This window comes from Variovorax sp. Root434, assembly GCF_001426595.1.
In the GTDB taxonomy this organism is placed as follows: domain Bacteria; phylum Pseudomonadota; class Gammaproteobacteria; order Burkholderiales; family Burkholderiaceae_C; genus Variovorax.
Window position 1 is genome coordinate 41646 of the sequence record NZ_LMEK01000010.1, and the last position, 22087, is coordinate 63732.

25 protein-coding genes are annotated in these 22087 nt (G+C 69.5%); 6 read left to right on the plus strand and 19 right to left on the minus strand.

The window, feature by feature from the left end; translation table 11 throughout:
• Nucleotides 1–33: 33 nt before the first annotated feature.
• From ASD05_RS10100 to ASD05_RS10160, 13 genes are all read right to left on the minus strand, one after another.
• Nucleotides 34–1395, minus strand: coding sequence for a DUF58 domain-containing protein (locus ASD05_RS10100; protein ID WP_056591244.1), 1362 nt, complete (start codon nt 1393–1395; stop codon nt 34–36).
• Nucleotides 1396–1513: 118 nt separating this feature from the next.
• Nucleotides 1514–2509 (minus strand): AAA family ATPase, encoded by a 996-nt coding sequence (locus tag ASD05_RS10105; protein WP_056591247.1) that lies wholly within the window; start codon nt 2507–2509, stop codon nt 1514–1516.
• A gap of 14 nt (nt 2510–2523) precedes the next feature.
• Complete coding sequence (locus tag ASD05_RS10110) at nt 2524–3771, minus strand: DUF4350 domain-containing protein (RefSeq protein ID WP_056591250.1); 1248 nt, start codon at nt 3769–3771, stop codon at nt 2524–2526.
• Nucleotides 3768–4562 carry a DUF4129 domain-containing protein gene (locus ASD05_RS10115; RefSeq protein WP_235507922.1) on the minus strand — a complete coding sequence of 265 codons (795 nt, stop codon included), beginning with the start codon at nt 4560–4562 and terminating at the stop codon, nt 3768–3770. Before ASD05_RS10115 ends, ASD05_RS10110 begins: the two co-directional genes overlap by 4 nt.
• Nucleotides 4549–5286 carry a hypothetical protein gene (locus tag ASD05_RS10120; protein ID WP_235507923.1) on the minus strand — a complete coding sequence of 246 codons (738 nt, stop codon included), beginning with the start codon at nt 5284–5286 and terminating at the stop codon, nt 4549–4551. Before ASD05_RS10120 ends, ASD05_RS10115 begins: the two co-directional genes overlap by 14 nt.
• Entirely contained in the window at nt 5270–6265 is a 996-nt protein-coding gene (locus tag ASD05_RS10125) for a stage II sporulation protein M (protein WP_056591256.1), read from the minus strand. The genes ASD05_RS10120 and ASD05_RS10125 overlap by 17 nt, the downstream gene beginning before the upstream one ends.
• Nucleotides 6262–6993, minus strand: coding sequence for an RDD family protein (locus ASD05_RS10130; RefSeq protein WP_056591259.1), 732 nt, complete (start codon nt 6991–6993; stop codon nt 6262–6264). The genes ASD05_RS10125 and ASD05_RS10130 overlap by 4 nt, the downstream gene beginning before the upstream one ends.
• 16 nt (nt 6994–7009) lie before the next feature.
• Nucleotides 7010–7528: an RDD family protein gene (locus ASD05_RS10135; protein WP_056591262.1), complete on the minus strand. Its 519-nt coding sequence runs from the start codon at nt 7526–7528 to the stop codon at nt 7010–7012.
• A 54-nt stretch (nt 7529–7582) separates the two neighbouring features.
• Nucleotides 7583–8602 (minus strand): FUSC family protein, encoded by a 1020-nt coding sequence (locus tag ASD05_RS10140; RefSeq protein ID WP_056591265.1) that lies wholly within the window; start codon nt 8600–8602, stop codon nt 7583–7585.
• The gene (locus ASD05_RS10145) at nt 8599–9069 is read right to left on the minus strand and encodes a MarR family winged helix-turn-helix transcriptional regulator (RefSeq protein WP_056591267.1); all 471 of its coding nucleotides are present in this window, start codon (nt 9067–9069) and stop codon (nt 8599–8601) included. Before ASD05_RS10145 ends, ASD05_RS10140 begins: the two co-directional genes overlap by 4 nt.
• A 43-nt stretch (nt 9070–9112) precedes the next feature.
• Entirely contained in the window at nt 9113–9811 is a 699-nt protein-coding gene (locus tag ASD05_RS10150; RefSeq protein ID WP_056591270.1) for a DUF2242 domain-containing protein, read from the minus strand.
• 82 nt (nt 9812–9893) lie between these two features.
• Nucleotides 9894–10547, minus strand: coding sequence for a nucleoside/nucleotide kinase family protein (locus tag ASD05_RS10155; RefSeq protein WP_056591273.1), 654 nt, complete (start codon nt 10545–10547; stop codon nt 9894–9896).
• A gap of 33 nt (nt 10548–10580) precedes the next feature.
• Entirely contained in the window at nt 10581–11855 is a 1275-nt protein-coding gene (locus tag ASD05_RS10160) for a Glu/Leu/Phe/Val family dehydrogenase (protein ID WP_056591278.1), read from the minus strand.
• Between the two features lie 243 nt (nt 11856–12098).
• Here ASD05_RS10160 and ASD05_RS10165 point away from each other — a divergent pair, with 243 nt between their 5' ends.
• Both ASD05_RS10165 and ASD05_RS10170 read left to right on the plus strand, forming a co-directional pair.
• On the plus strand, nt 12099–12431 hold the full coding sequence (locus ASD05_RS10165; protein WP_056591314.1) for a hypothetical protein: 333 nt from the start codon (nt 12099–12101) through the stop codon (nt 12429–12431).
• Nucleotides 12432–12578: 147 nt separating this feature from the next.
• Nucleotides 12579–13046 (plus strand): Lrp/AsnC ligand binding domain-containing protein, encoded by a 468-nt coding sequence (locus tag ASD05_RS10170; protein WP_056514219.1) that lies wholly within the window; start codon nt 12579–12581, stop codon nt 13044–13046.
• Between the two features lie 12 nt (nt 13047–13058).
• Here ASD05_RS10170 and ASD05_RS10175 read toward each other — a convergent pair whose 3' ends face one another.
• Complete coding sequence (locus tag ASD05_RS10175) at nt 13059–13763, minus strand: YggS family pyridoxal phosphate-dependent enzyme (RefSeq protein ID WP_056591281.1); 705 nt, start codon at nt 13761–13763, stop codon at nt 13059–13061.
• Between the two features lie 51 nt (nt 13764–13814).
• On the opposite strand from ASD05_RS10175, the gene ASD05_RS10180 reads away from it, so the two are divergent.
• The 3 genes from ASD05_RS10180 (at nt 13815) to ASD05_RS10190 (ending at nt 17105) form a co-directional block, all read left to right on the plus strand.
• Entirely contained in the window at nt 13815–14858 is a 1044-nt protein-coding gene (locus tag ASD05_RS10180) for a type IV pilus twitching motility protein PilT (protein ID WP_007833310.1), read from the plus strand.
• Nucleotides 14859–14871: 13 nt separating this feature from the next.
• On the plus strand, nt 14872–16008 hold the full coding sequence (locus ASD05_RS10185; RefSeq protein WP_056591284.1) for a PilT/PilU family type 4a pilus ATPase: 1137 nt from the start codon (nt 14872–14874) through the stop codon (nt 16006–16008).
• Nucleotides 16009–16196: 188 nt separating this feature from the next.
• On the plus strand, nt 16197–17105 hold the full coding sequence (locus tag ASD05_RS10190; protein ID WP_056591287.1) for an NAD(P)-dependent oxidoreductase: 909 nt from the start codon (nt 16197–16199) through the stop codon (nt 17103–17105).
• Between the two features lie 145 nt (nt 17106–17250).
• On the opposite strand, the gene ASD05_RS10195 is transcribed toward ASD05_RS10190, so the two are convergent.
• From ASD05_RS10195 to ASD05_RS10205, 3 genes are all read right to left on the minus strand, one after another.
• Nucleotides 17251–18063 (minus strand): BON domain-containing protein, encoded by an 813-nt coding sequence (locus ASD05_RS10195; protein WP_200955415.1) that lies wholly within the window; start codon nt 18061–18063, stop codon nt 17251–17253.
• Nucleotides 18060–18704, minus strand: coding sequence for an SIS domain-containing protein (locus ASD05_RS10200; RefSeq protein ID WP_056591290.1), 645 nt, complete (start codon nt 18702–18704; stop codon nt 18060–18062). Before ASD05_RS10200 ends, ASD05_RS10195 begins: the two co-directional genes overlap by 4 nt.
• Before the next feature lie 84 nt (nt 18705–18788).
• Nucleotides 18789–19166 (minus strand): YraN family protein, encoded by a 378-nt coding sequence (locus ASD05_RS10205; RefSeq protein WP_056514206.1) that lies wholly within the window; start codon nt 19164–19166, stop codon nt 18789–18791.
• A gap of 46 nt (nt 19167–19212) precedes the next feature.
• Here ASD05_RS10205 and rsmI point away from each other — a divergent pair, with 46 nt between their 5' ends.
• Nucleotides 19213–20163, plus strand: coding sequence for a 16S rRNA (cytidine(1402)-2'-O)-methyltransferase (gene rsmI, locus ASD05_RS10210; RefSeq protein WP_056591293.1), 951 nt, complete (start codon nt 19213–19215; stop codon nt 20161–20163).
• 66 nt (nt 20164–20229) lie between these two features.
• Here the strand turns inward: rsmI and ASD05_RS10215 are convergent, their stop codons facing one another.
• Together ASD05_RS10215 and ASD05_RS10220 are read right to left on the minus strand one after the other, a co-directional pair.
• Nucleotides 20230–21159 (minus strand): YncE family protein, encoded by a 930-nt coding sequence (locus tag ASD05_RS10215; protein ID WP_056591296.1) that lies wholly within the window; start codon nt 21157–21159, stop codon nt 20230–20232.
• A complete protein-coding gene (locus ASD05_RS10220) occupies nt 21156–22085 on the minus strand; it encodes an SMP-30/gluconolactonase/LRE family protein (RefSeq protein WP_235507924.1) in 930 nt (309 codons plus the stop codon). Before ASD05_RS10220 ends, ASD05_RS10215 begins: the two co-directional genes overlap by 4 nt.
• Nucleotides 22086–22087: the final 2 nt, after the last annotated feature.

A 22087-nucleotide genomic window follows, 5' to 3' on the forward strand; every position in this document is an offset into this window, starting at 1 on the left:
GATTTGTGAAGCGCACATTGTGGGCAAGGACCTTTACAAAAGGCCAGCCCTTTTGACTGCGTGATAGCGATTCACCAACGCCACCGCAAGGTCGGCCGGCTCCACGTCGACCGAGAGCGGATCGTTGCCGACCACGCGCGCGAAGGCGTCGCGCCTGGACTGCTCGAACAGATGCGCCGCCGCCACGTCGACCGCGTCGCGCGCATGCACCAGCGGCTGATTGGCGATGCGCCCCAGCACCCGCTCGCGCAGGCTCGCGACCAGCACGAGGTGCTTGCGGCGCAGCAGCTTGATCGCAGGGCGCAGCTCGGCGGAATCTTCGTCGCGGAAATTGGTCAGCACGATGACCAGCGCGCGCCTTCTCTGCACGCGCAGCAGTTCCTGCGCGGCCAGCAGGTAGTCCGAATGGGTGGCACCGGGCTGGATGTCGTGCAGCCGGTTCATCAGCGCGTTGAGGGTGGCGGTGCCCTTGCGCGGGGCGAAGTCGCGCCGCTCCTCGGCAGGGCAGCCGAAGGTCATGGCGCCGACCTCGTCGCCCTCCTTCAGCGCCACGTAGCTCAGCAGCATCAGCGCATTGAGCGCCTCGTCGAAATGGCTGCCGGCCTGCTGCGCCAGCGCGCCCTCGTCGGCACGCATGCGGCGGCCGCAGTCGAGCAGGAACAGCACGCACTGGTCGCGGTCGTCCTGGAACTCGCGCACGATCGGGCGGCGCTGGCGCTGCGTGGCCTTCCAGTCGATGTGGCGCAGCGAGTCGCCGGTCTTGTAGTCGGCGAGCTGGCGGAAGTCGGTGCCGAGCCCGCGCTGCGCGTAGGTCTTGATGCCGATCTGCGCCAGCCGCCGGTCGCCCGACAGCCAGGCGTAGCGCGCCAGTGCGGCGAAGTTGGGGTACACGCGCAGCCGGCGCGGCTCGCCCAGCGTCTGGCGCATGTCGAAGCAGCCGAAGCGCGTGCGCCAGCACAGCTGGGTGGCGCCGAACTGTGCAACGCCGCGCTGCGTCGCGGTGGCGGTGTAGCGCAGTGCGACGTGCGAGAGCGCCGGCACGGTGACCGTCTGGGGCAGGCCCTCGAAGGCGAAGTGCGTGTCGAGCTCGTCGAACACCGACACCTGCCAGGCCCGTGCGCCTTCGTTCACCAGCGTGAGCGTGAGCACCGTGGGCACGCCGAGCGCGAAGGCGCCGGGCAGCTTGCGCTCGATGCGCAGCGGCGCGGCGCGCCAAAGGCGCAGGCTGTGCCAGAGGTCGACGCCCGCAAGCACGAGCCCCGCCGCCAGCAGCGCGCCCGCCACGGCGGCGACGTACCCCACCGGCGCGCCCAGCAGCAGCGCCGCGGAGGCGGCCGCGGCGAGGCCGGCCAGCGCCAGCACGGCCGCGCGCGCGGGGATTGGCAGCAGGCGCATCAACGGAGCACCGCCCCTTCGGGAAACACCGCGGAACCGGCTTCGCCGGGCCGCAGGTGTTGCCCCCGGCAAGGGGTTGGCGAAGCGACACGAAGTGCGCGAAGCCTGGGGGCGAGTGTCATAACCTTGGAGCCTCGACGCTGTCGCGCGCGGCGCGCAGCAGGGTGTCGACGCCCAGGCCTTCGAGCTGCGCGTCGGGCGAGATCATCACGCGGTGCCGCAGCGCCGGCAGCGCCTGGCGCGCCACGTCGTCGGGGGTGATGAAGTCGCGCCCGGCCATCAGCGCGGCGGCGCGGGCGGCGCGCACCAGGGCCATGGCGCCGCGCGGCCCGGCGCCGGAAGAAAGGCCCGGCCAGTCGCGCGTGGCGCGTGCGATGCGCACTGCGTAGTCGATCACACGCTCGTCGGCTTGCACCAGGCAGGCCAGCCGCTGCAGCTCGAGCACCTGCGCCTCGTCGAGGCAGGGGCGCACGGCCTCGAGCGGAAACTGGTTGCCGGCGCGGTGCCGCGTGGTCAGCTGCACGATGGCGTTCTCTTCGCTGTGGCTCGGAAATCCGATGTCGATCTTCAGCAGGAAACGGTCGAGCTGCGCCTCGGGCAGCGGGTAGGTGCCCTCGGTGTCGATCGGGTTCTGCGTGGCCATCACCATGAAGGGCTTCGGCAGCGGCATGGCCGTGCCTTCGAGCGTGACCTGGTACTCCTGCATGACTTCGAGCAGCGCGCTCTGCGTCTTGGCCGGGGCGCGGTTGATTTCGTCGGCCAGCAGGAGGTTGGTGAACACCGGCCCCTGGTGCACGCGCAGCGTGCCGAGGCTGCCGTCACCGCGCGCGGCAAGGTCGAGCACCGCGTGGCCCGTGATGTCCGAGGGCATCAGGTCGGGCGTGAACTGCACGCGCGCATAGCGCAGCGTCATGGCCTGCGCCAGCGCCCGCGCGAGCAGGGTCTTGCCGAGCCCCGGCACGCCTTCGATCAGCACGTGGCCCGAGGCGACCAGCGCCACCAGCGTCTGGTCGACCGCCTCGATCTGGCCGACCACGGCCTGGCCGACCTCGGCGCGCAGCGTCTGCAGCCACTGGGCCGCGCGCGTGAGTTCTTCGGGTTGGATGGCTTGCATGGACGTCTCTCGGTTCAGGATGTGGAGGAAGAAGAGGAAGAATCGGATGAAGGCATGAACGGCCCGCGGGCATCGAGCCGGCGGCGCGCGGTTTCCAGCACCTCCAGGTCGACCGACATGGCGCCCGCATGGCGCGCCCGCGCGGCCATCGCCCGCACGAGCATCGCGGGCTCCAGGCCGGTGGCCTGGGCGACGGCCGCGGCGCGTGCCGACGCATCTCGGCGCGCGTAGCCGCGCAACTGGCGGCTGGCGGACTCGTGCAGCGCGCGCAGCTGCGCCGCATGCAGCGCGTCCGCGCCATGCATGTGCAGGAAGCCGGCCGTGCCGCGCACCTGTTCGGCCATGGAGCGCCGGTGCGTGCCGGCCGAGGGCATCAGCGGCCCGAAGCGCACGGCCGCGCGCCAGAGCGCGGCGGCCAGCGCAAGCAGACCCACGATCAGTGCCGCCCAGCCCTTGTGCCAGAGCCAGCGCAGGAAGGGTTCGCGCGTTTCCTCTGCGACGAACCAGACTTCGGCGCCGCTGCGCGCCTGCACCGCGGCGACCATGAACAGCGCGTTGTCGGCGCGTGTCAGGCCCTCGTTGTGCCACAGGCCCAGGGGCATCACGGTGACCGTGCCGCGTCCGACCTGAACGCGGATCGCCTCGGTGCCGCGCTTGCCCGCCACCGCCCACAGCGGCGGCGGCTGCTTGTCGGCGGGCCGGTAGCGCGCCGCGGACGCCCAGGTGCAGATCCGGAAGCCGCGGCCGCCGGCGAAGCTCGCGGGCACGGTCTCGGGTTCGGTCACCGCGCGACAATCCGCGTCCCTGGCGGGTTCGGCGAATTGCGACCTGGGCAGTCTCTTCCTCGGTACGGGTGACTCTTTCTCTTTCTTCTCGTCCGTCGCTGCCGGCTTTTCCTTGACCAGCGGAATCCAGCTTTCCAGCAGGTCGCTGTCGACGAGATGGCTGGGCATCACCAGGTGCCCGCCCCGCTCCACCCACTCGCGCAGGCGCCGCTGGCGCTCGGGGAACATGTCCCAGTGGCCGGAGGCGAGCACCAGCCGTGCCTGCGCGGGAGGCATGGCATCCAGGTCGTCGCGCTTCACCACCTGCATGCCGAGTTCTCGCAGCATCGCCTGCGCCGCATAGAAGGAATTCGTCTTGGCCTCGCCGCTCGCGGGTGTCGGCACCTCGGTGTCGGCCCATTCGGTGGCGCTGACCAGCCAGAAGCCGATCAGCGCCAGCACGAGCACCGAGCCGATGCGGACCAGCCAGGCGCTCATGCGGCCACGCCTTTCGGACTGCCGGCCGGCGTGGCCGCGGGCAGGTGCAGGTCGAACTCGCCGCAGACCGCCAGCACCTGCGCGGTGGAAGGCAGCCGCCCGCCGTACGCCCCGAGTTGCCAGGCCCCGACCAGCCGCACGAAGAAGGCCTGCGAGTCCGGCGGCAGCCGGGTCGCGGAGAGCTGCATGCATTCGCCCTCGGTGCTCGCGGCCCGCACCGGCACTTCGTGCGCGTGCACGAGGCGCGACAGCGCACCGCGGTACAGCAGCGACAGCGCCGGCCTGTGCTGGCCACGCTGCCAGAGCGCGGCCGCGGCATTGCCGATGTCGTCGGGCAGGCTTTCGGGCCGGATGTCGAGGCTGCCGACATGACTGGGCAGCAACGCCCTGCCCGGCCGCGCGCCGCCGGCACGCACCTGCATCCAGCGGTGCAGGCGAATCGCCAGCCAGGCCAGCGCCAGCGCGCCCAGCCCCCAGACGAGCCAGCGCGCCCCTTCGGCCACCGCCTTCACGAAATCGCGCAGCCAGTCGAGGCTGCCGGACTTCTTCTCGGGTTCGTCTTCCTCGTCATCCCGTTCCTTGAAGCGGAGCTTCTTCTCGGTTTTGGTGCCGGGCATGTTCGGGTCGGCGCGCACCTTGTCGACCGCAGCCTTCACCTGCTCGCGCGTCGGCGCCTCGGCGGCGGCCGCCATCGGCACGACTGCGCCGAGCACGCACCACGCAGCCAGCAGCGCCGCGCGCATCCACGGTGCAACGCCGGGGGGCCGGCTCCGGGAGTCACAGGAACCCACGGCGGAACTCCTGTTCTATGTCCCAGGCTTCGAGTTCCACCCGGCGGTTGAGGTACATCGCGAAACCCGCCGCCACGTAGAACGGCTCCAGCACGCCGACGACCAGCGCATAGGCCCCCGCGGTCAGCAGGCTCTGCAGCGAACTGTCCGATTGCGTGAGCCAGCCGAACAGGTCCCTCACGCTGCCTTCCGGCGCAAACCAGAACAGCAGCGACAGCAGGCAGATGTCGAGCGACATTTCCACGTTCGCGAACACCAGCTGCATTCCCGTGGCCGCGCCGCGCCGACCGCGCAGCAGCTGCGTGCGCCGCTTGCGCCGGGCGCTGCCGCGCTGGCCTTCGAGCTGCTCGATCGCCTGGGTGAACGAGCGCCAGGGCGAGAAGCGCCGCCACACCAGCGTGCGCAGCAGCTGCCCGCCCCACACGGCGCGGCGGTTGTGCCACAGGTCGGCCCAGCGCGTCTCCTGCCCGAACACGGCGCGCGAATGAACGAACAGCAGGCTGCGGTCGAACCAGGGCTTGAGCCAGAAGATCAGCAGGCTGGGCAGCCAGCCGGCGATCTCGAACGTGCACAAGACCAGCAGCACGGTCACCACATACACCGGCAGGAAGGTGCGCCATACCGAACGCGCATGGTTGCGCACCAGCTGGACGCCCAGGTCGGCGGCCTCGGCCATGGGGCGCGGCCGCAGCGCAATGGCGAGGCCGTCAACCTGCATGTTCATCGGCCTTTGCGACAGCAGCAGCGGCGCGCGGCCGGCCCTGCCAGCCCAGGTACGCCAGCACCAGCGCCCAGCAGGCGCCGCCCACGCCGTACTTCACGGCCGGCGCGATCCAGCGCGCCGACGACCAGAAAGCCTCGACCGCGGCAGCGACCAGCAGCAGCCCGATGACGCCGTAGACGATCACCACGGCGTGGCGCGCGGCCAGCCGCAGGGCCTCGAGCCGCGTGTGCCTTCCGGGCGCAACCCACGAATAGCCGAGCCGCAGGCCGGCCGCGCCGGCCAGCACGATCGCCGTGAGCTCGAAGGCCGAGTGCGTGACCACGAAGGAGCAGAAGTTGCCGGCATGCCCCGAGGCGATCAGGTAGCCGCCGACCGCTCCGATCTGGACGCCGTTGAACACCACCACCGCGGCGCTACCCACGCCGGCGAAGATGCCGGCCGCGAAGCAGCGAAAGCCGATGCCGATGTTGTGCATCACGTAGAAGCCGAACATCTGCCAGTCGTCGCTTGCATTGCGCGTGCGGCCCAGCGACTCGGCGCCATCGCCGTACATGGAATCGAACTGCCGCACGGCGCTGGCGTCGAGCAGGTGCAGGATGAAGCCGGGGTCGCGGTAGGCCGCCCATCCGGCGGCCAGCAGGGGCAGCACGAACATCAGCGCCGACACCAGCAGGTAGCCGCGATGCGCCCGCACCGCCTCGGGAAAGTCGACCAGCGCCAGCCGGGCGAAGCGTGCCAGGCCGTAGTCGTGCTGCCGGTAGATCAGCCGGTGCGCGCTCTGCGTCAAGCCCTCGAGCCGCTGCGTGAGGTGGATCGGGTAGGCGCGCGCCTGCGCCAGCGCCAGGTGTTCGCACACGCGGCGGTACAGCGTGGCGAGCCGCGCGCCGTCGAATTTGCGTCGGGTCTCGGCGACGTGGACAACGGCTTCGAGTTCGGCCCACAGCGGCGCATAGGCGGCTTCGAAATCGATCGGCGTCATGGCCGTCTTCCCTCTGCTGCTCCTCGCGCATCGGCGCCGGCGCGGCGGCCCAGCACCCACTGCGCCACGCCGAGCAGGCGCTGCGACGCGGAAGCGCCGGAGGTGTCGGGGCCCAGCACCGGTTCGGCGACGCGTGCGAGTTCGTCGAAACGCTCCGGGGTCAGGCGCGTTGCGCGCCCGGCCCACGACACGATGGCCACCTGCTCGCGCGCCGTCAACGGCCGCGCGGGCGCCTGCGGTTCGGCCGCGGGCACGCTGCCATGCAGGCTCACCTGGTCGCTGAACACCACCAGCGTGCCGGCGGCGAGATCGCCCAGCCGCTTGCTGTCGCGCCGCCACAGCATCGACACGATGCCCGCGCCATAGAAGGACGGCACGAAGTCGGCCGCGCGCAGCAGGTTGCGGGTCAGCGCGGCGGCGGGCGTCACCGGCAGGCCCGAGTCCATCACCACGCGCAGCCCCATCGCGCGCTTGCCCGGCGTGGCCGCGGCGCGCGTGAGCTCGAAGACCACCGGGTAGAGCCACTCGAGGCAGAAGTAGCTGATCAGCAGGATGCCGACACCCATCTTGCCCAGCATGCCGGCGGTGATCGAGATCGCGAAGAAGATGCCGAGCCGGATCGCGAAGTCGATGAGGTACGCCAGCCCGCGCGCGACGAGGCCGGCCGGGCGCAGCGAGAGCGCGATGCCTTCCGGGGTCTCGGCGGTGTAGAGCGTGTCGAGGCGCACTGGCGTGGCGCCCGGCTCAGGCCTGCAGCACGACTGTGTCGGCGATCTGGTCGTGCAGGCAGCGGCGCGATGCACGGAAGATGAAGAGGCAGTCGACGAGCATGTAGATCGGCCCGAGCAGCGGCCAGATGCTCATCACGAACATCGGGCTGTCGCGCAGGCCGAGGATGCGGCCGATCTGCGCCTGCGTTCCGTCGGGCCGGGCAATGCGGATCCTGAACAGCGCCTTGCCGATGGTCTGGCCGCGGGTGACCAGCAGGTAGCCGTGCAGCACGAGGTAGAGAACGATGCCGGCGGCCGCGTCGGCGGGCCGGGGCACCCAGAGGCCGAGGCCGTCGTCTTCCCAGAGATTGATCGGCGTGAACTTCGCGAGCAGCCATATCGCGGCGATGGAGATGCCGCCATCGAGCATCGCGGCCAGGAAGCGCCTGCCGCGCGATGCGAGTTCCCCCGACTGCGCCCCGCCCGGCTGCACCACGTCTTCCACATGGGCTTGCGGAGGCGCGTAGCGCGTGTCCTGCGACTGGTCTTCCATGCCCGTCCCTCTCCGAAACGATTGATTTTCGGAAGATTCTAGGGCTTGGGTCCGTCAGGCGGATGACGGCGAGCGGGCTCCGAGCACGTGCTGCAGGCGGCGCAAGTCGTCGAAGAGCAGGCTCAGCGGCGCGGCCAGGAGCGCATTCGACGGCACGCCGCGCGACGCCTGCGCACAGCGGTCGAGCCCGTCGAGGTCGGGCGGCGCACCGCGGCCCGCGAGCGCATCGGCCATGCCGGCGATGGCGGCGCCGGCAGCCCGAGCGGCTTCTCGCCACGTGGCGTCGGCCGCCGTGTCCTGCGCTTGCCGGAACACGCGGTCGAGCACCACGGCGTCCTGGAGGATGCGCGCCGCCAGCCGGGCCTTGTCGCGGTAGGGGCCGCGCGCGGTGGCGCCACCGCGGCGCCACCACCGCGCCTCCAGGTCCGCGCCGTCGGCCAGCACGGCCAGCCGGCCCAGCGCGGCGCGCGTGCCTGCGTGGATGCGCTCGGCCTCGGCGTCGGCGGGCTGCCGCGCGGCCGCCATGCGCTGCGCGATGCCGTGCAGCAGCGCGGCGCAGCTCTCGTCGAAACGCGCACCCGCGTGGTATTCGGACACGACCGTGGAGACCGCCAACGCCACCCCCACCCCGATGCCGATCTGCGCCATGCGCAGCAGCGCCACCTGCAGCGCCGAATGGCCGGGGATGCCGCCGGCCGACAGGATGATCAACGCAGCCACCGGCGCGCTCCGCAGGCCCGGCGCGGCCGCGCTGGCAAAGGACAGCAGCATGACGACGGCCAGCGTGCTCGCGAGCGCCGGTGTGCCGTGGTGCTGCATCCAGACGCCGGCCAGGCCGCACAGCGCGCCGGCTGCCGTGCCGCGCACCCGGTTCCATCCGGCATCGAGCGTGGACCCGGCGCTCGGGCGCATGACGATCAGCACGCTCATCACCGCCCAGAAACTTTCGGGCAGGTGCAAGACAGTCGCCACGCCCCAGGCGATGGCCACTGCCGCCGCCAGTTGCACGCCGGGACGCCAGCGGCCGTGGCGCCAGGGATCCGTCAGGCGCTGGAGAGCCGGGGCGCCGATCATGACCTGGCAGCCAGTAAATCGCTGTCCAGCGCGGCGGCGATGCCATCGATGAGCCCGCAAGCCTGCAGCAGCAACGTGCGCTGGCCGGCATCCAGCGTGGCGCCGATCGCCTCGGCCAGCGCCGCCTCGCGCCTGCGCATGAGCGCCTTGAGACGGCGCACGCCCTCGGCCGTGAGCGACAGCAGCCATTGGCGCCCGTCGCTCGGGTGGGATGTGCGGCCGATCCAGCCTTCGGCCTCCAGCTCGGCCAGCAGCCGGGTCAGCGATTGGAGCTTGACGCGTTCGAGCCCCGCCAGCGCGGTGGGCGTGCACGGCCCATGCCGATGCAGCTGGCCGAGCACGCTGAGCTTGGCCACGCTCGGGCCATCGGGCGCGGCGCTGCCGCTGCGCAGCTGGCGCGACAGCAGTGACACCGAGGTGCGCAGGCGCGAGGCGCATTGCGCCGGATCCGGGATGGGGGAAGCCATGCCCAGATTGTAAGACTCATCTTGGTACTTTGGCGTCCGGGCGTCAGCCCCGGTTGGGTGACGAGCTCACGGGATACGTGACGGCAGGCGCGGCGGCAGGCGTGACGGTGGGCGCTGCGGCAGGCGGTGAAGCGACCGGCGTTTCCGCGGGTGCCGCGGCTTCGTCCTCTCCCACCGGGCCGTCGAGGAAACGGTCGAGCAGCGCGAAGAAGCGGTCGTAGAAGCGCTCGTCGGTCAGCGTCTCGCTCGCGACCTTCACCATCGCGTCGTCACTGCTCGAGAACGGCAGCGAGAGCGAGCCGATCGCGCCCACGCCGAGGCTGGCGGAGTTGTTCACCTTCTTGATGCCGTAGCGGTCCTGCAGCGCGGTCGCGAAGGCCACGGTGCTCTTGCTGGCCTTGCCGCCCCTCGTGTTCTCGCGCGCGCAGACCACGCGGAACTCGACCTCCACGTGCACCTCGGCCGCAGGCTGAAAGCTCTTGCGCCCGGTCACGAGGTCGGTGTTGGCGGCCGTGATCATGTAGCCCTGGCTCAGCAGCGCGCGGCGCGCGGCTTCGCAGGTCTGTGCCTCGGTGGCCTCGTAGTCGCGGGTGTGGGTGGTGGTCGAGCCGAACGCTTCGGGTTCGTACGACACGCGGTGCGAAGCGCTGCCGCAGCCGGCGAGCACGAAGGCGGACAGCAGGCCCAGCACGAGAACCGGGGCGCGGGCAAGAGAGAAGCAGGTGGGGTGCGTGGACAGCATGGAGCGGCGAATGCTAACCGGCGGCTCGCCGGCATGGCTTCGAGCGCGCCGCCGCGCCGGCGTTCCCTGCCGCGCAGGATTTTCAGGACCAGGGCAGCACGTGGTGCGCGCGCATCCGCGTCGCCGCGATCAGGCGCGCATTCGGTGCGTCGGTGCTCGCCACCCAGGCGCGCGCTTCCTCGGCGCTGCGGCCGAACTGCCGGTGGCGCCGCACCAGGCGCTCTTCGCGCACGGCATCGTCGATGTCCACGTACCAGACCTCGTCGAGCATCGCCGCCGCGCCGGCCCAGGGGCCGTCGTCGTACAGCAGGTAGTTGCCTTCGGTGATGACCAGCTGCGTCGACGGCAGCACGGCGATGGCGCCGGCGATCGGCTCCTCGATCTCGCGGCGGAACTCGGGCGCGTAGACGATGCCGCCGTCGGGCCGCTGCTCGCGCAGGCGCTGCAGCAGCGCGACATAGCCGGCGCTGTCGAAAGTGTCGGGGGCGCCCTTGCGGGCAGCGCGGCCGAGCCGCTGCAGCTCGACGTTGGCCAGGTGGAAGCCGTCCATCGGAACGACCTGGGCGCGGTCGGCACCCACCGAGCGGAGCAGCGCTGCCGCGAGCGTGGACTTGCCCGCGCCGGGTGCGCCAACCAGCCCCAGCAGCCTGCGCTGCCCGCCGGCCATCAGGGCCTGCAGGCGGGCGAGGCTCTCCGCTGGGAGAGAGGGGATTTGCTGCGCGGGGATGGTGGTCATCCCCCGAGCGTAGCGTCCTCGCGCGTCAGGAAATCACGGATACAGGCCGCGCTCCTGGCGAGCCATCAAGATCCGTTCGCAGGCCACCGCGTAGGTCGCCGTGCGCAGCGTGATCTTGTGCTTGTCCGCCGTGTCCCAGATGTGGTTGAGCGCGTTCATCATGATGCGGTCGAGGCGCACGTTGATCTCGTCCTCGTCCCAGAAGAAGGACGAGAAGTCCTGCACCCATTCGAAGTAGCTCACCGTCACGCCGCCGGCATTGCAGATCACGTCGGGCACCACCAGCACGCCGCGCTCGGCGAGGATGTCGTCGGCGATCGGCACCGTGGGGCCGTTGGCGCCTTCGAGCACCAGCTTGGCGGTGGTCTTCTGTGCGCGTTCGGCTGTCAGCTGGCCTTCGAGCGCGGCCGGAATGAGGATGTCGCAGGGCGTGTCCCAGAAGTCCTCGTTCGGCACGATGTCGCCGCCGGCCTTGAAGCCGACCACGCCGTCGGTGCGCGAGATGGGCACCAGCTTGGCCAGGTCGAGGCCGTTGCTGTTGACGATGGTGCCGGTGTGGTCCTGCACCGCGACGATCTTGGCGCCCGCTTCGGCGAAGAGTTCCGCCGCGACCGAGCCCACGTTGCCGAAGCCCTGCACCGCGATGCGCGCGCCGCGCAGGTCCATGCCCAGTCGGCGAGCGGCTTCACGGCCGGTGACGAACACGCCGCGGCCGGTGGCCTTCACGCGGCCCAGCGAACCGCCCAGGTGCAGCGGCTTGCCGGTGACCACGCCGGTGGCGGTGCCGCCGACGTTCATCGAGTAGGTGTCCATCATCCACGCCATGATCTGCGCGTTGGTGTTCACGTCGGGCGCGGGAATGTCGGTGTGCGGGCCGATGATGATGCCGATCTCGCTGGTGTAGCGGCGCGTGACCTTCTCCAGTTCCTGCAGCGAGAGCTTCTTCGGGTCGACGCGGATGCCGCCCTTGGCACCGCCGTACGGCAGGTTGACGGCCGCGGTCTTGATGGTCATCCAGGCCGACAGCGCCATCACCTCTTCCAGCGTGACGTCGGGGTGGAAGCGCACGCCGCCCTTGCCCGGGCCGCGGCTCATGTTGTGCTGAACGCGGTAGCCCTCGAAGTGGGCGATGGTGCCGTCGTCCATCTCGATCGGCACGTCGACGATCAGCGCGCGCTTGGGGCGCTTGAGTGTCTCGACCCAGCGGGCCAGCGGGCCGAGGTACGGCACGACGCGGTCGACCTGCGAAAGATACGTGCCCCACGGGCTGTTCGCGGTCGGGCTGACGAAGGAGAGTTTTTCGCTCATGGGATATCCCTTGGTTTGTTCGGGTGGGCGCAACGATAGACCTCTACCGCGCGTCGCGCCATGGCTTATGCGCGCCGCGCTGACGGTTATGCAAGAGACGTTTGGACCACGCATTGCGCCGATGTAATCGCGGCGTGCGGCGCCTGACGGCCAGCCTCCCTAGATTCGACCGGCATGCCGGCCCAGGCCCGGCATGGCTGGCGCCATGTCGGCGAGGCGAACAACCAAGGGACATCCATCACCATGCTGCACCGCACACTTCTTTCCCCTCTTCTCGCCGTGGCCGCTTCGGCTGCCGCGCTGGCGCCCCTGGCCGCTTCGGCCGCGAGCGAATACCACTTCGCGCCGACCGAGGCCGGCGTGACGCGCCACCCCGACCACGCCAGGCTGGATCCGTCGCGTGATCGCGTCGTCGCCGAACTGGAGACGGCGCGCAACCAGCCCGCGTGGAGCGCCGTGAGCCGCGGCGCACCCTGGCCCGCGGCGCGCACTGGCCAGCCCGCCACGCGCGAAGCCGTTGAGGCCGAGGCCATCAAGGCCATGCGGGAGGGAACGATTCCGTCGGGCGAGCGGTAGGCACCGCGGCTCATCGACCCCGCAGATGCGGCGCGTTGGGTAGGCAAGGGTAGGCCGCCGGCAACTTCCTGGTTCTATTTCCTATGGCCAGCGGCCATAGGCCGCATCTTCTGCAAGAAATCGACATTCGAGCCGGATAATCCTCCAATGCTCGACCTGGACCGCATCGATCTCCGGCTGCTGAAGATCCTTCAGGAGGATGGCCGCATCACCAACCTCAAGTTGGCCGAGGCGGTGGCGCTCTCGCCCACCGCGGTGCTGGCGCGGGTGCAGCGGCTCACGCGCGACGGCTTCATCCAGGGCTACGAGGCGCGGCTCGATCCGCACAAGCTGGGCCGCGGCTTCACCGTCTTCGTCGAGGTGCTCCTCGACCGCACCACGCCCAACGTGTTCGACCAGTTCAAGGCGGCCGTGCAGGTGCGCGACGAGATCATGGAATGCCACATGGTCGCGGGCGGCTTCGACTACCTGCTCAAGACCCGCATGGCCGACATGGCCGCCTACCGCGAGTTCGCCGGCACCGTGCTGTGGCAGCTGCCCGGCGTGCGCGAGACGCGGACCTATGCGGTGATGGAAGAAGTGAAAAGCAGCGCGCGCCTGCCGCTGGGGATCTGAAGCACGGGCCGGTCAGGCCGGCTTGCCGTATGCGCGGCCACCGAAGATGGCGGTGCCCACGCGCACCATCGTGCTGCCAGCGCTGATCGCTGCCTCAAGATCGGCGCTCATGCCAAGCGACAGCGTGTCGAGCGCGATGCCCGCCTCGCGGATCGACTGGTACACCGCATGCGCGCGCAGGCACAACGCGCGCTGCGATTCGAAATCGGCCGCCGGTTCGGGGATCGCCATGAGCCCGCGCAGCCGCAGATGTGGCAAGGCCGCCACAGCGCGCGCGAGCGCGAGCGCCTCTTCGGGCGGCACGCCGGACTTGTTCGCGCCGCCGTCCACATTAACCTGAAGGCATACATCGAGCGGCGGCAGGTGCGCCGGCCGCTGGGCAGAAAGTCGCTCGGCGATCTTCAGCCGGTCGATGCTGTGGACCCAGTCGAAGTGCTCGGCCACGGGCCGCGTCTTGTTGCTTTGCAGGGGGCCGATGCAGTGCCACTCGAGGGAAGCGCGCAGGTCGGCGAGGGCTTCGATCTTGTCGAGGCCTTCCTGCACGTAGTTCTCGCCGAAGGCCGACTGGCCCGCCGCATGCGCCTCGCGCACGGCCTGCGGCCCGAAGGTCTTGGACACCGCCAGCAGCCTCACCTCGCCGGGCGCGCGGCCGGCCGTTACACATGCCTTTGCGATCCGGTTGTTTACTTGCTGGAGGTCGTCGCCAATCATCGTCATAATCGTCCAAAATCGTATCAAAACGTCACCAAAACCGAGCCGAGGAGCCCCGTGGACATCACCCAATTGCTGGCGTTCAGCGTCAAGAACAAAGCCTCCGACCTGCACCTTTCCGCAGGACTGCCGCCCATGATCCGCGTCAACGGCGACGTGCGCCGCATCAACGTCGATGCGCTCGATCACAAGGGCGTTCACGCCATGGTGTACGACATCATGAGCGACACGCACCGCAAGCACTACGAAGAGTTCCTGGAAGTCGACTTCTCGTTCGAGATCGACGGCCTCGCGCGCTTCCGCGTGAATGCATTCAACCAGGCGCGCGGCGCGGCCGCGGTGTTCCGGACCATTCCCTCGAAGATCCTGACGCTCGAGCAGCTCAACGCCCCGAAGATTTTCGGCGAACTCGCACTCAAGCCGCGCGGGCTGGTGCTGGTGACGGGCCCCACGGGCTCTGGCAAATCGACCACGCTCGCCGCCATGGTCAACTACCTCAACGAAAACGAGTACGGCCACATCCTCACGGTGGAAGACCCGATCGAATTCGTGCACGAATCGAAGAAGTGCCTGATCAACCAGCGCGAAGTGGGGCCGATGACGCTGTCGTTCTCGAACGCGCTGCGCTCCGCACTGCGCGAAGACCCCGACGCCATCCTGGTGGGCGAGCTGCGCGACCTGGAGACCATCCGCCTCGCGATGACGGCGGCCGAGACGGGCCACCTGGTGTTCGGCACGCTGCACACCTCTTCCGCCGCCAAGACCATCGACCGGATCATCGACGTGTTCCCGGGCGAGGAAAAGGAAATGATCCGCGCCATGCTGTCGGAGTCGCTGCAGGCGGTGATCTCGCAGACGCTGTGCAAGACCAAGGACGGCCAGGGCCGCGTGGCGGCGCACGAGATCATGCTGGGCACGCCGGCCATCCGCAACCTGATCCGCGAGGCCAAGGTCGCGCAGATGTACTCCACCATCCAGACCGGCCAGGGCTCGGGCATGCAGACGCTCGACCAGAACCTGACAGAACTGGTGCGCCGCAATACGATCTCCGCTGCCGAAGCCCGGGGTAAGGCAAAGATCCCAGAAAACTTCCCCGGCTGAAGGAGTCGCAATCATGGAACGCGATCAAGCCAGCCAGTTCATCAACGACCTGCTCAAGCTCATGGTGAGCCGCAGCGGCAGCGACCTGTTCATCACCGCCGACTTTCCGCCGGCCATCAAGGTCGACGGCAAGGTCACCAAGGTGTCGCAGCAGGCGCTGGGTGCACAGCACACGCTGGCGCTCACGCGCTCGATCATGAACGACCGCCAGACGGCGGAGTTCGAGCGCACCAAGGAGTGCAACTTCGCGATCTCGCCGACCGGCATCGGCCGCTTCCGCGTGAACGCTTTCGTGCAGCAGGGCAAGGTCGGCATGGTGATGCGGACCATTCCCGCCAAGCTGCCGACCATCGACGGGCTGGGCATGCCGCAGATCCTGAAGGACGTGTCGATGACCAAGCGCGGCCTGTGCATCCTGGTGGGCGCCACCGGCTCGGGCAAGTCGACCACGCTGGCCGCGATGATCGACTGGCGCAACGAAAATTCATACGGCCACATCGTCACGGTGGAGGACCCGGTCGAGTTCGTGCACCCGCACAAGAACTGCGTGGTGACGCAGCGCGAGGTGGGCATCGACACCGACAGCTGGGAAGCCGCGCTGAAGAACACGCTGCGCCAAGCGCCCGACGTGATCCTGATGGGTGAAATCCGCGACCGCGAGACCATGGAGCACGCGGTGGCCTTCGCCGAAACCGGCCACCTGTGCATGGCCACGCTGCACGCCAACAGCGCCAACCAGGCGCTGGACCGGATCATCAACTTCTTCCCCGAAGAGCGCCGCGCGCAGCTGCTGATGGACCTGTCGCTGAACCTGCGCTCGCTGGTGTCGCAGCGCCTGGTGCCCACCGAGGACGGCACGGGCCGCGTGGCGGCGGTGGAAGTGCTGCTGAACACGCCGCTGATTTCCGACCTGATCTTCAAGGGCGAGGTGGGTGAGATCAAGGAGATCATGCGCAAGAGCCGCAACCTGGGCATGCAGACCTTCGACCAGGCGCTGTTCGACCTGTTCGAGAGCCACTCGATCACCTTCGAGGACGCCATCCGCAACGCCGACTCGGCGAACGACCTGCGGCTGCAGATCAAGCTCAACAGCCAGCGTGCGCGCAGCACCGACCTGGCGGCGGGCACGGAGCACTTCGCGATCGTATAGCTCGCCCCCAGGCTTCGCGCACTTCGTGTCGCTTCGCCTTCCCCCTACCGGGGGCGACACCTGCAGCCCGGCGAAGCCGGTTCTGCGGTGTCTCGCGACTGGATCGCGCCGGTTTCATGTCACGCGCGCAAGGCGCGCGTCCGGAAGGGCCCGAGGGGATCGGCTTTCTTGGCTTTAAGCTGTCGGCCATGAGCAGCATCAAACTCCGCACCTACGAATCCGTTCCCGCCCAGACGGTGGCCTTCCTCGGCCTCGGCGTCATGGGCGGGCCCATGGCCGGACACCTGGCCAAGGCCGGCCACACGGTCACGGTCTACAACCGCACGCCCGCCAAGGCACAGGCCTGGGCCGCCGAATTCGGCGCACCCGGACGCCACGCCCCGACGCCGCGCGAGGCCGCAGCCGGCGCCGACATCGTGTTCTGCTGCGTCGGCAACGACGACGACCTGCGCTCCGTGGTGCTAGGCGACGACGGCGCTTTCGCCGGCATGAAGAAGGGCGCGGCGTTCGTCGACCATACGACCGCTTCCGCCGACGTGGCGCGCGAGCTTTCCAAGGCCGCTCAGGCGCTGGGCCTGCACTTCATCGACGCGCCCGTCTCGGGCGGCCAGGCCGGCGCGCAGAACGGCGCACTCACCGTGATGTGCGGTGGCGATGCAGCGGTGTTCGAACGTATCAAGCCGGTGGCCATGGCGTTCTCGCGCGCGGTCACGCTGCTGGGCGACAGCGGCGCCGGACAGCTCGCCAAGATGGTGAACCAGATCGCCATCGCGGGCCTGGTGCAGGGCCTGTCGGAAGCCATCGCCTTCGGCCAGCGCGCGGGGCTCGACATGGAGGCGGTGCTCGGGGTCATCAGCAAGGGCGCAGCCCAGAGCTGGCAGATGGAAAACCGCGGCAAGACCATGATCGAAGGCAAGTTCGACTACGGCTTCGCGGTCGACTGGATGCGCAAGGACCTGGGCCTGGTGCTCGACGAAGCCAAGCGCAACGGCGCGCGGGTGCCGGTGACGGCGCTGGTCGATCAGTTCTACGCCGACGTGCAGCAGGCCGGCGGGCGGCGCTGGGACACGTCGAGCCTCATCATCCGATTGAAATAGGCTCGCCCCCAGGCTGCGCGCACTTCGTGTCGCTTCGCCTTCCCCCTACCGGGGGCAACACCTGAGGACCGGCGGAGCCGGATCCTCGGTGTTCCACGAAAAAATGCCCGCTAAGGCAGCGGGCATTTTTGTTCGCGCTCGTTCTTCAGCGGATCGGCGACGTCGTCGCGCCGCTTGCGGGCAGCGGCTCCATCGGCGGCAGCGGCACGCGCGAGCTGGAGGAAGAAGGCGCTGGCGATGGCGATGGCGAAGGCGCGGACGGCGTCGCCGACGTCACCGGAGCCGGACCCGTGCCGCCGCGCTGCGCCGCAGCCTGGTTTGCCGCCTGGCTGGCCGCCAGGTCCGCCTCGCTCACGACCTCGACCACGCGCACGACCTTCACCACGCCCGAGACGCCGCGCGTGATGTCGGTGGCGCGGTCGGTTTCGCGCCGCGTCGCGATGCCCATCAGGTAGACCACGCCGCGCTCGGTCACCACCTTGAAGGAATTGGCGAAGATGTCCTTGGCGTCGAGCAGCGAGGCCTTCACCTTGCCGGTGATGTAGAGGTCGTTCGAGCGGTCCTGGAAGGTGCTCGAGGAGCCGACGGTCAGCTCGTTCACCACCGATCGCACGTTCACGATGCGGCTCACTTCCTCCTCGACGCGGCGGCGGTCGGCTTCGCTGCCCACGGCGCCGGTCAGCAGCACCTGGCGGTTGTAGCTGGTGACGCTCACGTACATCTGGTCGTTGGCGATGTCGCGCACGCGGGCCGCGGCGCGCAACTCGATGCCCTGGTCGTCCAGCTGTGCGCCGGAGCTGCGGCGGTCGGTGGCCACCATGCCCACGCCCATCACGGCCGCACCGCCCACGACGAGCGGCACGCAGGCGGAAAGGCCGGCGACCAGTGCGGCGCCCAGGGTGAGGGCCAGGGCGAAACGCCGGGTCGATGATGTCATCGTCATGGTCGTCATGGTCATGAGGAAGCTTCCTGTTCTCCGAGTAACTGGGCATCCACGCCGTCGCACAGGCAATGCAGCGCGATCTGGTGGATTTCGTGGATGCGCGCCGCACGCTCGTGCGGCACGCTGATCTGGACATCGGTCTCGCGCAGCGCACGGCCGATGGCGCCGCCCGAACCGCTGCTGCCCGCGACCGGCGCCGAGGGCGCCCCCGAGACGGCGTTACCGAGCAGCGCGACCACGGTCATGTCGCGTTCGTGCGCGGCTGCCACCGCGGCCAGCACCGACGCCGACTGCCCGCTGGCGCTCAATGCCAGCAGCACGTCGCCGGCCTGGCCGAGCGCGCGCACCTGGCGGGCGAAGCGGTCGACGTCCGTCGCGCTGGCGCTGTCGGCCTCGGGGTCGGTGGTGTCGCCGGGCAGCGCGATGGCGCCCAGCTCGGGCCGTTCGCGTTCGAAGCGGCCCACGAACTGCGCGGCGAACTGGGCCGCCAGCAGCCCCGACACGCCAGCACCGCAGGCGAGCACCTTGCCGCCGCTGGTCACGCACGCCAGGATGGCCTGCATCGCTTGGGAGATGGGTTTGCTGAGGACCGGTCCGGTCTGGTATTTGAGGTCGGCACTGTCGATGAAGTGCTGCTGAATCCGTTGCTCGAGCATGAGGCGGGATGATAACTGGGGGTTGTGAAACAAGACGTGTGTGGAGCCGCCGGCCAAGGCTTCGGTTCCCTTGGCGGGAGCGCTTCAGCCGGCGTCGAAGGCCGCTTGCAGCCAGGTGATTTTCTCCTCGACCAGCACCACGTCGAAACGGCATGGCGGCACCGTGCGCAGCCGGCTCAGGTAATGCTGCGCGGCGAACACGATGCGCCGCTGCTTCAGCCCGGTGATGCTGCCGCCCGCGCCGCCGTGCGTGCCGGTGCTGCGCTGGCGGACCTCGACGAACACCAGGGTGCCCTGCGGCGAATGGCGCGGATCGCGCATGATCAGGTCGATCTCGCCGCCGCCGCGCCCCGGCGTCCGATAATTGCGCGCGACCAGCACGAGGCCGGCGTCCTGCAGATGGTCGAGTGCGGCGTCTTCCGCCGCATCGCCGCGGCGCTTCGTTGTGGTGTCTGTCTTCATGGCTCCCTGCCTGCAATCTTCTTGTTCGTTCTGACGGAGAAACCCCTTGGCTTCACTCGCCCCTGCTTCATTCGGCGCCGCCCTCGCGGCCGCGCGCGACGCCGCGGGTGCGCAGCATTATCCGCAGGGCACGCTCTACGTGGTCGCCACGCCCATCGGCAACCTGGCCGACATCACGCTGCGCGCGCTGCACGTGCTGCAACTGGTGGACGCCATCGCCTGCGAGGACACGCGCCACACGCAAAGCCTGCTGCGCGCCTACGGCATCGACCGCCCCGGCGCACAACTGCTGGCGGTGCACCAGCACAACGAGGCCGAGGCCGCACAGGCCGTGGTCGCGCGGCTCGCGCAGGGCGAGCGCATCGCCTACGTCAGCGACGCCGGCACGCCCGGCGTGAGCGACCCCGGCGCGCGGCTCGCTGCAGCCGTGCGCGCGGCCGGGCAGCGCGTGCTGCCGCTGCCCGGTGCGAGCAGCGTGACCACCCTGGTGGGCGCGGCGGGCCTGGTGGCCGAAGGCGGCGACGCCAACGCCAGCAGCAGTGCCTTCGTCTTCGCGGGCTTCCTGCCGAGCAAGGCCGGCGAACGCGACACGGCCGTGCAGGCGCTGTCGCAAGAGCCGCGCGCCGTGGTGCTCCTCGAAGCACCGCACCGCATCGAGAACCTCGCACGCGCACTGGCCACGCTGGGCGAGCGCCGCATCACCGTGGGCCGCGAGCTCACCAAGCAGTTCGAGGAAATCGCGACGGTGGCGGCCAGCGCCCTGCCCGACTGGTTCGGCGCCGATCGCGACCGCATCCGCGGCGAGTTCGCGCTGGTGCTGCACCCGGTGGCGGTGAGCGGCGACGGCGGCGCGGAAGGCGAACGCGTGCTGCGACTGCTGCTGGCGGAACTGCCGGTGAAGACGGCGGTGAAGCTGGCTGCGGAGATCAGCGGCGCACCGCGCAACACGCTGTATGAATTGGCGCTGCGCATACGCAACGAGGCCGAAGAAGCCTAGCCGTCCCGCTCCGCATACCGCCTGGAGATCCCGTCCTCGTTGAACGCGATGCAGTCGCTGCCGCGTTCACAGGAGCACCACACATGACACGTCCGGCTCGCGCTGCGTGCTGATGAAGCGTTCGAAGGCCAGCGTTTCCATGTTGAAGTAGCCGAGCCGGTCGTTGTCCTGGCTCACGAAAGCGAGCGGCCGGGTCGGATGGAAGCTCAGCGCAATCGCACGCGCTTCCATCGGAATGCAGGCCAGTTCCTTCAGGTTCGCCGGGTCGACTATCGACAGGCTGCGATCGCCGTAGTTGGTGACCACCAGACGCCCGTCGCGATACGGGTAGAGGCGCGTCGCGTCCTCGCGCGAGGGGGCTTCGCGCAGCACTTTCATGGTGGCGGTGTCGATGGCCGCCAGCGTGTTGCTCCACCGGTTGGTGACGTAAAACGTCTTCTCGTCAGCCGAGAGCGCACAGCCCTCGGGCTTCTCGCCGGGCGCGCAGGGCACCGGCGCGACCGTGGCTTCGTATGGCCGGACCCTGGTCACGGTGTGCGAGAGCAGATTCATCACGTAGGCAGTCTGTCCGTCGCGGGTGAGCGCGAACAGGTGGCTCTTGATGCCGCCGGTGGGCACTGCGCGGCGCGGCGTGGTGTCGGTCTCCGGACGGTCGAGCACCACCAGCTGCGCGCGCTCCTCGCTCAGCACGTAGAGGCGGCCCTGTTCGTCCATCTGCATGCCGTGCAGCCGGTTGAAGGGGGCGATGTCGATGGTGCGTGCAAGCTTGCGCGCCGCGATGTCGATCTGGAAGATGCGAGTGCCGCCGTGGCCCAGATGGCCTGAGGTCTCGACGCCGTAGTGGCCCACGTAGGCGAAACGCTTCGCTGCGTCCACCACGAACTCGTGCGGAAACTCCTCGAGGGCGATGCTGTGCAGCCGTTCACCGCTTTCGATGTCGTAGTAGCTGAAGCAGTGGCTGCACTTTTCCACCAGGAGCAGGGTCTCTTTGGTCATGGATGCTGGACCCCTTCGGTATGAAGGGCGATCCGGTAGAGCGAGGTGCTAGCTGCGATGTAGAGCTGGTTGCGCCCCGTGCCACCGAAGCAGAGGTTGCCCACCTTCTCCGGCACATGGATCTTCCCGAGCAGGCTGCCGTCGGGGTGGTAGACCTGCACGCTGTCGAGGCTGCTGGTGTAGAGCCAGCCCTGGGCGTCGAGGCGGAAGCCGTCGGGCAGGCCGGGATTCACCTCGGCGAACACGCGGCCGTTGGCGAGCGCATCGCCGCGGACGTCGAACACCATCAGGTGGTGGTGGCCGCTGCCGTCGCTGCGCATCGCGGCCGAGGTATCGCTCACGTAAAGCCGCGATTCGTCGGGCGAGAAGGCGAGGCCGTTGGGCTCCTGCACCGCGTCGGTCATGGCGTCGAGGCGGCCGCTCGCCGGATCGAAGCGGAACACGAAGTTGGCCGGCTGCTCGCGTTCCGCACGATGGCCTTCCCAGTCACTGGCAATGCCATAAGGAGGGTCGGTGAACCAGATCGTGCCGTCGCGCTTCACGACCACGTCGTTGGGCGAGTTGAGGCGCTTGCCGAGGTGGCGGTCGACCACGATCTCGTCGGGCGTATCGGCATGCACGCCTCCGGCCAAGGCGCGCGTGCGCACGATGGCGCGCAGGCCGTGCGAGCAGTGGAGCAGGCCACCGGTGAGATCGCGCGTGTGGCCGTTGGTGAACTCGACGCCGGTTCGCCAGACCGTCATGCCGTCGCGCGCACTCCAGCGCAGCATGCGGTCATTGGGAATGTCGCTCCAAAGCACGGCTTCGTCCTCGTGCATCCAGACCGGACCTTCGCTCCAGCGGGCGCCGGTACACAGTCGCTCCAGCCGGCTCCCCTCGACGATGGGGGACAGGCGAGCATCGAAGATTTCGATCCGGGTATCCATGC

Bases quoted from the DNA above. Each gene is read 5' to 3' on its own strand.
- ASD05_RS10100 (WP_056591244.1), bottom strand. From the start codon at position 1,395: ATGCGCCTGCTGCCAATCCCCGCGCGCGCGGCCGTGCTGGCGCTGGCC.
- ASD05_RS10105 (WP_056591247.1), bottom strand. From the start codon at position 2,509: ATGCAAGCCATCCAACCCGAAGAACTCACGCGCGCGGCCCAGTGGCTG.
- ASD05_RS10110 (WP_056591250.1), bottom strand. From the start codon at position 3,771: ATGAGCGCCTGGCTGGTCCGCATCGGCTCGGTGCTCGTGCTGGCGCTG.
- ASD05_RS10120 (WP_235507923.1), bottom strand. From the start codon at position 5,286: ATGAACATGCAGGTTGACGGCCTCGCCATTGCGCTGCGGCCGCGCCCC.
- ASD05_RS10125 (WP_056591256.1), bottom strand. From the start codon at position 6,265: ATGACGCCGATCGATTTCGAAGCCGCCTATGCGCCGCTGTGGGCCGAA.
- ASD05_RS10135 (WP_056591262.1), bottom strand. From the start codon at position 7,528: ATGGAAGACCAGTCGCAGGACACGCGCTACGCGCCTCCGCAAGCCCAT.
- ASD05_RS10140 (WP_056591265.1), bottom strand. From the start codon at position 8,602: ATGATCGGCGCCCCGGCTCTCCAGCGCCTGACGGATCCCTGGCGCCAC.
- ASD05_RS10145 (WP_056591267.1), bottom strand. From the start codon at position 9,069: ATGGCTTCCCCCATCCCGGATCCGGCGCAATGCGCCTCGCGCCTGCGC.
- ASD05_RS10150 (WP_056591270.1), bottom strand. From the start codon at position 9,811: ATGCTGTCCACGCACCCCACCTGCTTCTCTCTTGCCCGCGCCCCGGTT.
- ASD05_RS10155 (WP_056591273.1), bottom strand. From the start codon at position 10,547: ATGACCACCATCCCCGCGCAGCAAATCCCCTCTCTCCCAGCGGAGAGC.
- ASD05_RS10160 (WP_056591278.1), bottom strand. From the start codon at position 11,855: ATGAGCGAAAAACTCTCCTTCGTCAGCCCGACCGCGAACAGCCCGTGG.
- ASD05_RS10165 (WP_056591314.1), top strand. From the start codon at position 12,099: ATGCTGCACCGCACACTTCTTTCCCCTCTTCTCGCCGTGGCCGCTTCG.
- ASD05_RS10170 (WP_056514219.1), top strand. From the start codon at position 12,579: ATGCTCGACCTGGACCGCATCGATCTCCGGCTGCTGAAGATCCTTCAG.
- ASD05_RS10175 (WP_056591281.1), bottom strand. From the start codon at position 13,763: ATGACGATGATTGGCGACGACCTCCAGCAAGTAAACAACCGGATCGCA.
- ASD05_RS10185 (WP_056591284.1), top strand. From the start codon at position 14,872: ATGGAACGCGATCAAGCCAGCCAGTTCATCAACGACCTGCTCAAGCTC.
- ASD05_RS10190 (WP_056591287.1), top strand. From the start codon at position 16,197: ATGAGCAGCATCAAACTCCGCACCTACGAATCCGTTCCCGCCCAGACG.
- ASD05_RS10195 (WP_200955415.1), bottom strand. From the start codon at position 18,063: ATGACCATGACGACCATGACGATGACATCATCGACCCGGCGTTTCGCC.
- ASD05_RS10200 (WP_056591290.1), bottom strand. From the start codon at position 18,704: ATGCTCGAGCAACGGATTCAGCAGCACTTCATCGACAGTGCCGACCTC.
- ASD05_RS10205 (WP_056514206.1), bottom strand. From the start codon at position 19,166: ATGAAGACAGACACCACAACGAAGCGCCGCGGCGATGCGGCGGAAGAC.
- ASD05_RS10215 (WP_056591296.1), bottom strand. From the start codon at position 21,159: ATGACCAAAGAGACCCTGCTCCTGGTGGAAAAGTGCAGCCACTGCTTC.
- ASD05_RS10220 (WP_235507924.1), bottom strand. From the start codon at position 22,085: ATGGATACCCGGATCGAAATCTTCGATGCTCGCCTGTCCCCCATCGTC.